The organism is Lujinxingia vulgaris, from assembly GCF_007997005.1.
In the GTDB taxonomy this organism is placed as follows: Bacteria; Myxococcota_A; Bradymonadia; order Bradymonadales; family Bradymonadaceae; genus Lujinxingia.
The window spans coordinates 159,568-172,568 of sequence record NZ_VOSL01000044.1 but is presented as its reverse complement, the minus strand read 5'-3'; the positions used below and the strand labels follow the sequence as shown (position 1 = coordinate 172,568).

General features: G+C 65.7%; 10 protein-coding genes. 6 read left to right on the top strand and 4 right to left on the bottom strand.

Translation table 11 applies throughout. The features are described from left to right. Window positions 1-98: 98 nt before the first annotated feature. Window positions 99-2,090: an ABC-F family ATP-binding cassette domain-containing protein gene (locus FRC96_RS09925; protein ID WP_146974338.1), complete on the bottom strand. Its 1,992-nt coding sequence runs from the start codon at window positions 2,088-2,090 to the stop codon at window positions 99-101. A gap of 206 nt (window positions 2,091-2,296) precedes the next feature. Here FRC96_RS09925 and FRC96_RS09920 point away from each other — a divergent pair, with 206 nt between their 5' ends. Next, entirely contained in the window at window positions 2,297-3,376 is a 1,080-nt protein-coding gene (locus tag FRC96_RS09920) for a hypothetical protein (protein ID WP_146974337.1), read from the top strand. Between the two features lie 140 nt (window positions 3,377-3,516). Here FRC96_RS09920 and FRC96_RS09915 read toward each other — a convergent pair whose 3' ends face one another. Both FRC96_RS09915 and FRC96_RS09910 read right to left on the bottom strand, forming a co-directional pair. After that, window positions 3,517-5,385 (bottom strand): HEAT repeat domain-containing protein, encoded by a 1,869-nt coding sequence (locus FRC96_RS09915; RefSeq protein ID WP_146974336.1) that lies wholly within the window; start codon window positions 5,383-5,385, stop codon window positions 3,517-3,519. 249 nt (window positions 5,386-5,634) lie between these two features. Further along, complete coding sequence (locus tag FRC96_RS09910; RefSeq protein ID WP_146974335.1) at window positions 5,635-5,925, bottom strand: polyhydroxyalkanoic acid system family protein; 291 nt, start codon at window positions 5,923-5,925, stop codon at window positions 5,635-5,637. A gap of 310 nt (window positions 5,926-6,235) precedes the next feature. Here FRC96_RS09910 and FRC96_RS09905 point away from each other — a divergent pair, with 310 nt between their 5' ends. Continuing rightward, the gene (locus tag FRC96_RS09905; RefSeq protein WP_146974334.1) at window positions 6,236-6,988 is read left to right on the top strand and encodes an AMIN domain-containing protein; all 753 of its coding nucleotides are present in this window, start codon (window positions 6,236-6,238) and stop codon (window positions 6,986-6,988) included. Between the two features lie 22 nt (window positions 6,989-7,010). Next, window positions 7,011-9,215, top strand: coding sequence for a hypothetical protein (locus FRC96_RS09900; RefSeq protein WP_146974333.1), 2,205 nt, complete (start codon window positions 7,011-7,013; stop codon window positions 9,213-9,215). 3 nt (window positions 9,216-9,218) lie between these two features. Here FRC96_RS09900 and FRC96_RS09895 read toward each other — a convergent pair whose 3' ends face one another. Then, on the bottom strand, window positions 9,219-9,956 hold the full coding sequence (locus tag FRC96_RS09895; RefSeq protein ID WP_146974332.1) for a tetratricopeptide repeat protein: 738 nt from the start codon (window positions 9,954-9,956) through the stop codon (window positions 9,219-9,221). Window positions 9,957-10,065: 109 nt separating this feature from the next. On the opposite strand from FRC96_RS09895, the gene queA reads away from it, so the two are divergent. The 3 genes from queA to yajC all read left to right on the top strand — a co-directional run bounded on the left by queA (window position 10,066) and on the right by yajC (window position 13,001). Continuing rightward, entirely contained in the window at window positions 10,066-11,229 is a 1,164-nt protein-coding gene (gene queA, locus FRC96_RS09890) for a tRNA preQ1(34) S-adenosylmethionine ribosyltransferase-isomerase QueA (protein WP_146974331.1), read from the top strand. Between the two features lie 37 nt (window positions 11,230-11,266). Further along, window positions 11,267-12,415 carry a tRNA guanosine(34) transglycosylase Tgt gene (gene tgt, locus FRC96_RS09885; protein ID WP_146974330.1) on the top strand — a complete coding sequence of 383 codons (1,149 nt, stop codon included), beginning with the start codon at window positions 11,267-11,269 and terminating at the stop codon, window positions 12,413-12,415. 232 nt (window positions 12,416-12,647) lie between these two features. Beyond that, on the top strand, window positions 12,648-13,001 hold the full coding sequence (gene yajC / locus FRC96_RS09880) for a preprotein translocase subunit YajC (protein WP_146974329.1): 354 nt from the start codon (window positions 12,648-12,650) through the stop codon (window positions 12,999-13,001).

Sequence of the window (13,001 nt, the reverse complement as noted above, 5' to 3'; positions counted from 1 at the left end):
AACCTATCGAACGATCCAAAAAGGCCGGCTCCCAGGTGGAGTCGGCCTTTTTGATTCATGTGCTGTGCCTTTCGCGAAGCCTGGAAAGCGGGTGTGGCTCAGGTCTCTCGCACCGCGGCTTCTTCCTCGGCGTAACGTTGCTCGATGGCCTCGACAGCCGCGCCCTGCTCCTCCCAGGCCATGAGCACCTCGGTGAGCTCTTCCTCCACCGCGTGGAAGCGCTGGTTGATGCGGGCGACCTCATCGCCGGCCTCATAGGTCGCCGGATCGGCGAGCCGAGCTTGAAGTTCGGCGTGTTCCGACTCCAGCGTCTCGATTTTTGCTTCGAGCTTCTTGAGCTGTGCGCGCATCGTGCGCGTCTCGGCGTCGCGTCGTTTGCGAATCTCCGCCAGCGCGCGGCGTTGATCTTTGCGAGAGACCAGGGGGCCATCGGCGAGCAGTGCCGAAGCGCCCGCAATGTTCGTCGCCCCCTGCCCCTCTTCGTCCGTCTCCAGCTCGCGCTCGCGGCGCCAGCGAAACTCCTCGTAGGTGCCCGGGTAGAGCTTGAGCTGGCCGTCTTCGACGAGCACGACCTTGTTCACCACTTCGTTGAGGAAGTAGCGGTCGTGGCTGATGACACAGAAGGCTCCCTCAAAGTGCTTGAGAGCGTGCTCCAGCACCTGGCGCGAGGAGATGTCGAGGTGGTTTGTAGGCTCATCGAGGAGCAACACGCCGGCGGGCTCGAGCAGCATCTTGGCCAGCGCCAGCCGGCCTTTTTCGCCACCGGAGAGCACCGAGATGGGTTTGTAAACGTCGTCGCCGCTGAAGAGGAAAGCGCCCAGAATGGAGCGCACTCGGCTGGCCGACTCCATCGTGGCGCTGGCCTCCATCTCCTGCAGCACAGTGCGGCCCAGGTCGAGCTGGTCGACGGAGTGTTGCGCGAAATAACGTAGCTGCACATTATGCCCCTCAACGACCTCACCATCATCGGGCTGAAGGCGACCGGCGAGCATCTTGAGGAGGGTGGTTTTTCCGGCGCCGTTGGGGCCAACGAGCGCGACGTGGTCGCCGCGTTCGAGCACAAAGTCGACGCCCTCATAGATGATGTTGTCGTCGAAGCGTTTGGAGACCTTTCGAGCCTCCAGGGCAACTTTGCCGATGCGCGGGGGAGCCGGAAACTCAAAGCCGATGGTCGCCTCGTAGTCGGGCGGCACGACGATGCGTTCGATCTTCTCGAGCTGTTTGATGCGGCTCTGCGCCTGGCGGGCTTTGGAGGCCTTGTAGCGGAAGCGTTCGATGAACTCTTCGATCTGGGCGATCTCTCTGGCCTGCTCGGCGGCCGCGGCGACGATCCGCTCGCGTCGCTCGCGGCGCTCTTTGATGAAGGTGTCGTAGTTGCCCTTGTAGAGCTGCACCTGCCCACCGCTGAGCTCGGCGATGGTGTCGACGAGGCGGTTCAAGAAGTAGCGGTCGTGGCTGATGACGATGATTGTGCCCTCATAGCCGCTGAGGAACTTCTCGAGCCACTCGATGCTCTCCAGATCGAGGTGGTTGGTGGGCTCATCGAGCAGGAGCACCTCGGGTCGGAAGAGCAGCAGGCGCGAGAGGAGCGCGCGCATCTGCCACCCCCCGGAGAAGGTCTGAATGGGGGCGTCCATCTCGTCGTTGCTAAAGCCCATCCCGGCGGCAATCTCGCGAGCGCGGCTGCGAAACTCGTAACCCCCGCGCACCCGGAACTGCTCCTGCAGGTCGGCGTAGGTAGCGTTGGCCTGCTCGCTGCTCTCCCCCCTGGCGAGCGCCTCCTCGGCGAGTTGCAGGTCCCGCTCCATGTCGAGGAGATCCTGGCGGCCACCCAGCACAAGATCGAGGACGCTGCCCTGCTCTTCGACAGCGAGTTCCTGGGGCAGGTAGCCCACGCGCACGCCGCGCGGCTGAGTCACCTCGCCGCGGTCGGCGTCTTCCTGTCCGACGATGATCCGAAAGAGGGTTGTTTTGCCGGCGCCGTTGGGTCCGACCAGGCCGATCTTCTGGCCGGGGGAGAGCTGCCAGCTGAGGTTTCGGAAGAGCTCGTCGTGGCCGTAGGCTTTGCTGATGGTATCGAGACGAATCATAGGGGGGATCTCCGCGAGGATGTTCCCGCGAGGTATACCGATGACGCGCGCTCCGGGCAACGTTGCCGGCGAGGACGCCTGACGGCAAATTGACACTCTTTTCAAGCCGCTGGTATCGTCCAGAGCACCTTCAGGATGATCACGTCCGGGTTCAGAGCGCGGCAAGAGACGCGCTCCGATCGGATACTTTGCGCCCAGGAACGACGATGAAACGATGGTTCTCTGGCATCTTCGCCATGGTGATGTGCACCGCCGCCCTGCCCTCGGCTTACGCGCAGGATGCGCCCGCTGAGCCTGCGGAGGTTGTGGTGCTTCGCTTTGCCAACTCCGAGGTGGATCAAGCGGTGATGGACCGCTTTTACACCGAGCTTCACGACGCGCTGGAGGCGACCGAGGCGATGACGCTTGCGCCCGGTGGCGAGGTCACCATCGACGACCTTGTGATGATGGGCGGCTGCAGCACGCCGGATGAAGCGTGCCTGGCCGGGCTGCAGGACTTCGTGGCTGGAGATCGGCTCGTCTACGGCTCGATCCAGCGCAGTGACGATGTGCACATGTTCTCGATGTACCTCTTTGACTTTAAGACGGGCGCGTTTTTGCAGCGCATCGAAGAGAAGACGTTGCGGGGCGATGACGCCTGGGTCTCCCGCGGGATACCGGCGGTGGTCGAGCATTTTGTCTGGGGCGAGAGCGCCGAGGTGGAGATACGGGTCAGCGGGGGCGCCGAGGTGGATGTCAGTCTCGATGGTGAGGTCGTCGGCCAGGGCTCACAGTCCCTCGATGCGGTGGCACCGGGTGAGGCTGTGATCAGCGCGAAGACGCAGGATGGCGAGCAACGCATCGAACGGGTGATCCTTCGCCGAGGCGAGAACCCGGCGGTGTTCTTCACGTTTGAGAGCGCGATCGATGAGGCGTCGGCGGTCGCCTCGCGGGGCTCGCTGCTGCCGGGTGTGGGGCTGGCCGCGCTGGGCGTGGCCGGGGTGGTGTTGGGCGTGGTGGGTCAGTCGCAGCTGAGCGGCCTTGAGGCCGACGCCGAGGCGTTGGTGAACGGTCGACGTGCCCTGGCACCCGGCGAGGTCTCGCGGGCGGAGGAGCTTCAGTCGCAGATGGATCAGGCGCACACCATGCGCGTGATTGGCTTTTCGGCCGGTGGGCTGGCGCTGGCCGCCGGCGGGTACTTGATCGTGCGCGCGCTGGGCGCCGAAGAGAGCGAGCGTGACGCTTTGAGCTGGGATGTTGGCGTGGGGGCCGACCACGTGGGTGCCAGCGTCCGTCTGGACTTCTGAGGCCGCCGTCAACGAGATAAATTAGGGGATGTCGCTCCCCTTATCACCACGCACCACGTACAGAAAAAGCGCCCGCCTCGCAAAAATGCGAGGCGGGCGCTTTTGGTTTCGATGATGCGGTAGCCGTCGCTTGAATCGCCTCAGTCGATGCGCGCCAGACCGTAGGCTGCGATGGCCCGCATCAGCGGGTTGTCGCGACCGAGATAGCCCCGGAAGGACGCCTCCAGGTCGGCCTGCCCTTCTCGCGCCAGCGCCCATGCCGCCACGATCGCTGCGGGCTCTTCACCGAAGAGGCGTACGACGCTCTCGAGGGTCGCGATGTTCTTCGCGTCGCCGGCGCTGGCCAGCTGATAGACGAGCTCGGCGCGCACCTCCGGGTTGATGATGTCCGCCGAGGTGGCCAGGGTCTGGGCCAGGGGCAGCAGCGTCTCCCGGTAGCGTTCCAGCTGCGCGATCGCCGCCTGGCGAACGCGGGACGAGCTGTGGTTGAACATCGCGGTGTAGAGCACCTCGCGCATCTGGGAGCTGAGCTGCTGCGGGTTGAGCGCGTCGGTGAACTGCTGCGGCGGGTTACGAAGCGCGGTGCTGATGTGGCGTTGCGCCGAGTCCGGCGCGAGCTTGAGCAGCCCCACAAAGGCGTCCCATTGCACGTCGAGGTTGCGGTCGCGAAGAAGCATCTCGAGCGCCTGGGAGGCCTCGGGAACGCCCGTGTCGATCAACGAGGCGACAAGCTGGCGCTTGATCTCCGGATCCTGGTCGGTGGTCAGAAAGCGCATCACCTGGACCGAGCCGCGATCTTTAATCTCCCCGAGCGCCTCAACGGCGGCCAGGCGCACCTCTTTGTCCCGTTCGTTGGTGACGGCGCGGCGCAGGCCAGTGAGCGCCTCGGGGTTGGCGATCTGGCCGAGGCCACGTGCGCTGTGAAGGCGAATCTCGCGCTGGCCTTCAAAGAGACCGCGTCCCAGGTGCTCGAGCGCCTCGGCGCGGCGGGTCAGCCCGAGGGCCTGGACGCCGACAAGACGTTGGTCGAACTGGTCACTGCGGAACATCTCCACGAGCTCCTGGTAGACCGCGTCGTCACCGGTGATGGCGGCGAGCTGGTAAAGGAGCTCGCGGTCGCGCTGATCTTCGGTGGCCTCAATCAGCGGACGAATCGCGTCGAGGCGCACGCGGGCGCGGTGCTCCACAAGGAAGCCGAGGATCTCGGCGCGCTCGGCGGGCTCAAGCGCCGAGGCGTGTTTAAAGAGCGGCGCTGCGCCCTGGTCTTCGCCCAGACGCACAAGCTGGCGGGCGGCCTCGAGTTTGACCGCCTCATCGCGGTTCTCAAGGGCGTTGTTCAACACCTCGATCAGCTCGACACGGGCGTCGGGCTTGTCGAGAAACGCCGCGGTGATGGCCGTGGCGTCTTTGCGAACGCCGGCGTCGCGGCTGCGCAGCATCTGCTCGGCAAACTTCAGCGCTTCGGGGCGGGCCGTATACACGGTGGCCACGCGCGCATCTTCGCGCAGTTCAACGTTGGTGCTCGTCAGGGAGTCTTCGAGCAGGCCGAACAGGTCTCCGCTCTGCTGCGCCAGATAGCGGAAGACGTCGCGGCGGGTAGCCTGATCGGCGTCGTCCAGCGTGGCGGCGAGCAGGGTCTGCTGGACCGACGCGGGCAACGCAAAGACCAGCTCACGCAGGTGCGCATAGGTCGTGGCGCTCTCTTTGAGGAGGGACGCGCTGTAAGCGGTCGCGCTGCGATCGCCGGCGAGCATCAGGGCCAGGCCCGCCGCCAACTTCTCGCGCTCAGCCTCGGCGCCCTTTTTGGCCTCGAGATCGCGGCGGCCGGCACGGTCCGCGGTCTCACCGAGGGTGAGCAGCGCGGCGACGCGCACCTGGGGGTTGGCATCTTCCTCGAGCTGCTGCGCAAGCTCGCGGGCCTCATCCCCGAGCTCGGCGGCGTAGCTCGCCGGGGCCGGTGCTACAATGGCGGTCGCCGTCATGGCGGTCAGAGCGTGTTTCCACTTCATCGCTGCGTCCTTTCCAAAACGTGTGCTCAGACAAAAGCGCCGACCCGAAAAAGGTCGGCGTGTGTATGACGCCGTGAGCTATTGTTGACGCCGCGTCTGCTGCATCGAGAGCACCGCGCGCTGCGTTGCAAAGCCTCGACGATGCTAAAGCATCGCCTGCGTCTTGCGCCTTGCCCGCGTCACTCTCAATCTCGCATCCAGCGGCGTCAACTGCTGCTCAAGGCGTAGTGGCCGGCACATCAGGGTGTCTTAGCCGAAGTATTCGTTCATACGGGAGAGGATGCGCTCCTCCACCTTGCCCTTGAAGGGGCGGGTAATGAGGCTCAGGTCGATGTCGATCATCACATCCGACTCGGTCACCTGGAACTGCCCGGTGAAGCCTTTGCCTTTGATCTTGGCGTGCGACTTGTCGTCGTTCCAGCTGATGTTATTGACCAGCGCGGGGAACTCGCCCTCGATGTCGGCGACGATGCCGTGGACTTTGGCTTTGGCTTCTTCGGGGTTCATACCGTGCGGGCGCTTGATGGAGATATCCGACATAGGTCTGGCTCCTTTACTGGCGAGTCGGGTGAAGGCCCGCTCGTCATGGGTTGGATGGCCGAAGTGGCCAGAAATTCAAACGTAAGGCGCGCAGACGGTAGCAACCGGCCTTTTCGCTTGTCAATCTGGCCCTCGGTCGGAGTGGGCCGTTCGACCCTGCGCGCTGCAGGAGCAGCTTAAACGCGACGGAGCTGAAGCCACGGCGTTGGCGCGATGTGCGGATTACTTGCTCCCCCTTTTGATAGGGTGTTAGTTTGACGCGACGTCTTACCCACCGGCTCAATGATGTGCCCCGCTCTTCGAGGTCAGGATGAAAACGCCCAGGATGCTGATGATCGCCGCCACGCTTGCTATGACCGCCGCGTCGGTGGACGCGCAGGCGCAGACGATCAAGCGCTACGATGACGCCGGTGACGGCAGTCAGTCGCAGATTTACATCCCGGGGATGCCGGTACCTCAGCCCGCCCAGCCTGCCAGCGGCGGTGAAGGTGGCGGTGAGGCGCAGGAGGAGGCCGCAGAAGAAGGCGAAGATGTGGGCTCGTACCAGATCTCGCTCTACGGCACGCGTAGCGAGAACATGCGCCGGGCCGAGGCCGCCCAGATGGCCAACCGTCCGGCTGGTGAGCTCTACCGCGGGGTGATTCCCGGCACGCGTGATGAACTTCCGCACCTCTCGGATGCGCGTCGTGAAGGCGCCCGCTCGGATCGCCCCAACCAGCTGACCTGGGTGGGATTTCAGCCGGAGGAGGCGCGCACGCGCGTGTTTTTCCAGAGCCCGCGGCCGATGCGCTACCGGGTCAATCGCGGTGCTGGCGAGGGCCCGTCGGTGGTGCTGGTGTTTGAAAACGCGGAGATTCCGGCGCGGAACTTCAGCCGATTTATCGACGCGAGCTACTTCGGTCGCGAGGTGACCCGCATTGACGCGCGCGAAGTGGGAGGCGATGTCGAGGTGACCATTTCCCTGCGCGAGCAGGTCGAGCCGCAGGTCAACACCCAGGGGGAGTACCTCTACGTCGATTTCCCCTACCAGGGTTCCGAGAGCGAACAGGCGAGCGCGGAATAGTCTCAGGGCCGGGTTCGACACGATGACGCGACGACGGGCAGGGATCGTAGCCGCAGCGCTGGCGCTGAGTTTTAGCCTGGCATCTGCAGCGGCAGCTGAGCAGCCCGAATCCGATCAGGGCGCCGGCGGGCTTCAACTCCCGCCGGCGTTCGCAGTTCTTGAGACGCTGGAACGCGTGCACAACCGCACGCGCTCGGCACTCTGGCGCTGCGCTGGCGAGTCTGAGGCGATCTGCCCCTGCGTCGCCCTCGACAACGAGCGCGAAGATGTGAGCCTGGTGGGGGTCGACGTGCGTGATGATGAGGTTCGCATCGCCGAGCTTCGGGTGCGCTCCCCAGACACGCTGTGGGTGGCGCGCGACGTGGTTTTGGAGCGTGGGCCCGAGAGCGGTACGCGCGCACTTCTGGGCGAGCTGCGCTGGCGGGGGACGCGCGACCCTTCGATCTTCCACGCGGAGCGCACAGTGGCGGACTGGGGGCAGTCGCTCCTGGTGAGCGAGAAGGTGAGCTGGCGGCAGGGCCTCAGCGACATCGCACCGCATGAGCTTTCGCTCTGTGATGCGCAGAGTGTCGGCGCGCTGGATGAGCGATGGCCGGATCGCTCGGGGGTTCGCCTCGATGAGGTTCGCTTTTCGCGCGATGAAGGCTGGGAGCTAAACGGCGCCGATGTAGCCGGACGGCTTCCTGTGGCCCGGCGTCTGCCTCCTGGCGAGCGGGTGGGTGGGCTTGTCCCCCCCGCGCTCCGGGTGGCGCCGGGAGGCGCGCAGCTTGAGCTTGGCTACTTCTTAGCCCTCCCTTCACTTCTGATGCGTGCCTCGATCGACAGCGCTCGTATCGCAGGGGTAGGCCTGAGCCGGGTGGCGCAACCGGTGACCTGCGCGCCGGATCGTTGCCGGTTGCAGGCGCTTCACCTCGACGCGGCGTTTGGCAGCGGGTTGCAGACGGCGGTCGGGCTCGACGGTGAGCTCAGCGTGGGGGATGCGCGCCGGCACCTGGGCGTCTCGCTGGAGACCTGGCGCATCTGGGGCGATTCGGAGGCCGCGGCCTGGCGACGGCGACGACTCGAGCGCAACGCCCTGCTCCGTGACTGGCGCCTGCAGCGGGCCGGAGTGAGCTGGGCCGGTGAAGCCTCCACCCTGCAGATCAGCGCAGCCCACGCCGACCTCCCCTACGCCGGCGCAGACGCCAGTGTGGAGATGCCCGCAGCCTCGAATCTCGACCTCGTCTACGGGGGGCTGGTGAATCTGGGAGCGGCGCGCGCCGATCTTCGCCTTCATCACAGTGAGCGGCGCGACGCGTTGATGGACGGCCGCGTCGGCGGGGCGTTTTTAGGCGTGCACCGCAGCTTCGGCGACGCCGGCCGGGTGTGGGTTCGCCCGCGCCTGAACCTGCATCTGGGCTGGGCCGACGGCGTGCTTCACACCGGTAGCGACTCGCCGACCGGTCCGATCAGCCGGGCCACAGCCGACGCCATCGTGGACGCCGGCATCTCCCTGCGCGCTCGGCATGGCCGGGTCGCCCACGCCCTGGCACCAAGGCTGGTGGTGGGGCGACGCTCCCGCGCCGGCGATCGTCTTGAGTTCGACCGGGTGGCTTCGACCACCGAGGTCCCTGAGCTTCGGCTGACCCAACGCGATGATGACTTCAACCTGGCCGGCGCGGTCGTCGACCAGGCGTTGCTCTTTGGGAAAGGCTGGGCGCTGGCGCTGCCTCTCGGCGTCATGCTCTCCGACGATGGCCGAGGGCAGGACTGGCAGACGACCTACCAGGGGTCGCTGCGTCTTGTGGCGCCGGTGCTTCGCCGTCTTATTGTGCGGGCCGACGCGATGTGCCACGGGCGTTGCGAGCAGCTGAGCTTCGGCGCCCGGGTGGAGATCGCCTGGTTCGGCCCGATTCGCTCCCGCCACGTGCTCTGGCGAGGGCACGGGTATCAGCCGGCGTCGCCCTTTTATGATTCGCGATTTCGCACCGGCTACGTGCAGGGCTGGCAGCCGGAGCTCGCCCGGGAGGATTCGTCGATCTTTCACACCTCAGCCTTCGTCGCGACCTGGCGGCGCTGGGGCGCCGAGCTGCGTCTGCACGGCGACGTGCAGACGCCCACCGAGCGTGGCGGCGAGCTCACCCTGCGCTACGGCTGGCCGGAGCTGGGCTGGGCGTTGAGTGCCAAAGCCGCAGCCTGGCCGGTGGTCGGTCGCTGGGCGGGGTATGTGGGGTTCTCGCTGCTCTAATGCTCAGAGACGCGCGCGTCGGCGCAGGCGCTCCAGCCGCGGATGATCCGGCTTAAGCGTCTCCAGGCGTTCGATGGCGCGGCGGGTCATGGCGTTGTTCTGCGTGTTGATCGCAAAGCGCGCGCAGAGCACGAAGACCTCCGGGTTATCCGGCTCCATGCTCATCGACTGCGTGAGCAACCTGCCGGTCTCATCGACCACCTCCCGGCTGGTCGGATCGAGCTTGAAACGCGTATACGCCAGATTCGCCAGGATGATCCCCCGCGAGGGATCGTAGGCCACCGCGCGCGTGAGCACATCGTTGGCGGCGTTGAAATCACCCAGGCGCAGGTAGGTCAGGCCGTCGCGAAAATAGATGTCCCCCATCGCCGCGGCGTCCGGGTCGACGCCGGGGACCTCGACGCGCGGGGGAGCGGCGGCCGCCGCTTGCTGCTGGGGCTGCTGCGGTGCGGGCTGCTGACGCGACTGGATCTCGACGACCGCGCGACCGATCGCCCGGCGTATGTCGAGCGCTTTGCGCGTCAGGTCCATATCCCCCAGGCGCTGGAAGTTCTCGGCGCGGTAGAAGCGTTCGTAACGCTCGTAGCGGCTGCGCACCTCGTCGATGTCGGAGCCCGGCGCCAGGTTGAGCACCACGTAAGGATCGGCGGTGCTCTGAATGCGCTCGTAGTCCTCATGCACAATCGTCTGGATTCGGCCCAGGCGGCTGGCGCGGTCGTCGCTCTCGTCGGGATTACCCATGAAAATGCACTTTTAATCTGGACGGAAGTGTGTTTTGAGTCCGGAAAAGTCGTCGCTGGCGAGTGTATCAGGAAGAGCGCGCGGCACAAAGGTTGTGGCAGGGAGAAGGATGAGCATCGAGACAAAAAAATCGGGTGAGACCCCCGACATCTGGGAGCGTCCGGCTGGCGAGGTCTCGCTGGGGGACGTGGACGCCTACGATTATGCCCTGCCCCCCGAACTCATCGCCGAGACACCCGCCGCCCGGCGCGAGCACTCGCGCCTGCTGGTCTACAAGCGCGCGGGAGAGAGCCTCACCCACACGCGTTTTGACGGCATCGGCGACCATCTTCGCCCGGGCGACCTGTTGATCTTCAATGACACACAGGTGGTCCCCGCGCGTCTGGAGGCGTTTAAAGAGACCGGGGGGCGCGTGGAGCTCCTGGCTCTGGAGGTGGAGCGGCCCGCCGGTGAGCATCGCTGGAGCTCTCCGGCCGATGGCGAGCTGCGGCTGCGCTGCATGACGCGCAGCTCCAAGCCGCTGCGCCCCGGGATGACGCTGACCGTGAGAGCCGGCGACGACGCCCACCCGGTAAAGCTTTTGGAGGTCTCACCGGGCCGTGCGCTGGTGGCGATCGCGTGGCCCGGCAGCGCGCTGGCCTTTCTGGAGCGCTTCGGGCGTATCCCGCTCCCGCCTTATATTGAGCAGCGTCGTCGCGAGTCGCAGGAGGATGTCGCCGTCGATGATCGCGTGCGCTACCAGACGGTGCTCGCCAGCGAGCCTGGCGCGGTCGCCGCGCCCACCGCGGGACTTCATTTCTCTAAAGCATTACTTCAAGAACTCGAGAAGCAAGGTGTGCAGCGGGCCACGCTCACACTGACCGTGGGGCCCGGGACCTTTAAGCCGGTGACCACCGACACGCTCGACGCGCACCCGATGCACGCCGAGGCCTACCGCATCCCCGAGGGACTTAAAGCAAAGGTTGAAGAGTGCAAGGCCCGGGGAGGTCGCGTGATTGCAGTCGGCACGACCTCGGCGCGAGCGCTGGAGGCGGAGGCCCGCCACGCCGATCCGCTTGTTCCCGGCTGGCGGCAGACGGACATCTTTCTGCGTCCGGGCGACCCGTTGAAGATGTGCGACGGGCTGATCACGAACTTTCACCTCCCCCGCTCCACGCTGCTGGCGCTGGTGACCGCGTTTGTCGGCTACCCGGCAGTTCGCCGCATCTATAACGAGGCGGTCGCGGGCGGCTACCGATTCTACAGCTACGGCGACAGCTCATTGCTGCTCTGAGCCCCCTGCTCTACCGGGCTCGAAGGACCCTGTTTTTATGACGTCGATCTCCAACACAGTGCGTTGCGAGACCTTCTCGTTTCGGGAGGTTGCTCGTGACGGCGCGGCACGCGCTGGCGAGTTAAAGTTGACCCACGGCACGGTGCAGACGCCGATTTTTATGCCGGTGGGCACCGTGGGCACGGTCAAAGCGATGCGCCCCGACGAGCTCGCCAGCCAGGTGGAGGCGCAGATCATTCTGGGCAACACCTACCACCTCTACCTGCGCCCCGGGCTCGATGTGGTGCGCGCCCACGGCGGGCTGCACCGCATGATGGGCTGGGACCGCCCGATCCTCACCGACTCCGGCGGCTACCAGGTCTTCAGCCTCAAAGATCTTCGCAAAATCCGCGAGGAAGGCGTGGAGTTTCAGGACCATATCTCCGGCTCCTACCACCTCTTTACGCCGGAGAAGGTCATCGAGATCCAGGAGACCCTGGGAAGCGACATCATGATGGCCTTCGATGAATGCCCGCCGGCCGGTGCTGAGGAGCGCTACATGCGCGAGAGCATGGCGCGCACCACCCGCTGGGAGAAGCGCTGCCTGGAGGCGCGCACCCGCCAGGACTGCGCCCTCTTTGGCATCGGCCAGGGAGGCACCAGCGAGCAGCTGCGCCGCGAGCATCTCGAAGAGCTCGGCCCCCTGCCCTTCGAAGGCATGGCCATCGGCGGCTTGAGCGTGGGCGAGGAGACGCAGGCGATGTACGACACCGTCGAGTTCACCACGCCGATGATGCCCGACGAGAAGCCCAAATACCTGATGGGCGTGGGCAAGCCCGAAGACCTGGTGGAGTGCATCGCCCGGGGCATCGATATGTTTGACTGCGTGATCCCCACCCGAAACGCCCGCAACGGCCAGTGCTTCACCAGCCGCGGGGTCGTCGTGGTGCGCAACGCCGTGCATAAAGAGGATCTTCGCCCGCTGGACCCGGACTGCGATTGCTACACCTGCCAGAACTTCTCCCGGGCCTACCTGCGCCATCTGCTTAAAAGCGGGGAGATGCTCGGCCCCCAGCTCTGCACCCTGCATAACCTGCGCTACTTCCTGACGCTGGTCGGCCAGGCCCGGGAGGCGATCGTCGAGGGGCGCTTTGAGGCCTTCCGCAAGCGCTTTCACACCCTGCAGGCCGAGGGGGGCTCGCGCTGAACCCGGCCCGGGGAGGATGCACGGAGGTCCTCCCGGGGGGCGCAAGGCGGCACCGGCGCGCGCTTGACCCGCCCCCGGAAGGCTGCTAATTCACAGCGTCCTTGCGAGCCGGAGAAATTGCCCTTTTGCTGCTGCCGGGAAATAAAACCCTCGCCGCGCCGGGCTATGGCCTCGCCATTGCCGCTGGCTCGAACCCTATTCATCTCTCTGCGGTCTGGAGACCTCGCCAATCATGCAAAACCCCGAACTTTTGATACTCGCGCAGGCTGCCGGCGCGCCGAACCCGATGATGAACCTGGTCTTTATCGGCCTGATGGTGCTGATCTTCTGGTTCATTGTGCTCCGCCCCCAGGCCAGAGAGGCTAAAGCGCACCGTGATTTTGTCGCGGGGCTTAAAGCGGGCGATGAAGTGGTCTCCGCCGGCGGGCTCTACGGCAAGGTGGTGAGCATCGACGGAGCCATCGCCCACGTTGAGCTGACCCGGGGGACGAAGGTCCGTTTTGACCGCAATAAGCTGCACCCGATCCCCGGCGCCGCCATCACCGCTGGTGACGCTGAGGCCGATAAGAAGAAGAACGACGACTGA

Bases quoted from the DNA above. Each gene is read 5' to 3' on its own strand.
- FRC96_RS09925 (WP_146974338.1), bottom strand. From the start codon at position 2,090: ATGATTCGTCTCGATACCATCAGCAAAGCCTACGGCCACGACGAGCTC.
- FRC96_RS09920 (WP_146974337.1), top strand. From the start codon at position 2,297: ATGAAACGATGGTTCTCTGGCATCTTCGCCATGGTGATGTGCACCGCC.
- FRC96_RS09915 (WP_146974336.1), bottom strand. From the start codon at position 5,385: ATGAAGTGGAAACACGCTCTGACCGCCATGACGGCGACCGCCATTGTA.
- FRC96_RS09910 (WP_146974335.1), bottom strand. From the start codon at position 5,925: ATGTCGGATATCTCCATCAAGCGCCCGCACGGTATGAACCCCGAAGAA.
- FRC96_RS09905 (WP_146974334.1), top strand. From the start codon at position 6,236: ATGAAAACGCCCAGGATGCTGATGATCGCCGCCACGCTTGCTATGACC.
- FRC96_RS09900 (WP_146974333.1), top strand. From the start codon at position 7,011: ATGACGCGACGACGGGCAGGGATCGTAGCCGCAGCGCTGGCGCTGAGT.
- FRC96_RS09895 (WP_146974332.1), bottom strand. From the start codon at position 9,956: ATGGGTAATCCCGACGAGAGCGACGACCGCGCCAGCCGCCTGGGCCGA.
- queA (WP_146974331.1), top strand. From the start codon at position 10,066: ATGAGCATCGAGACAAAAAAATCGGGTGAGACCCCCGACATCTGGGAG.
- tgt (WP_146974330.1), top strand. From the start codon at position 11,267: ATGACGTCGATCTCCAACACAGTGCGTTGCGAGACCTTCTCGTTTCGG.
- yajC (WP_146974329.1), top strand. From the start codon at position 12,648: ATGCAAAACCCCGAACTTTTGATACTCGCGCAGGCTGCCGGCGCGCCG.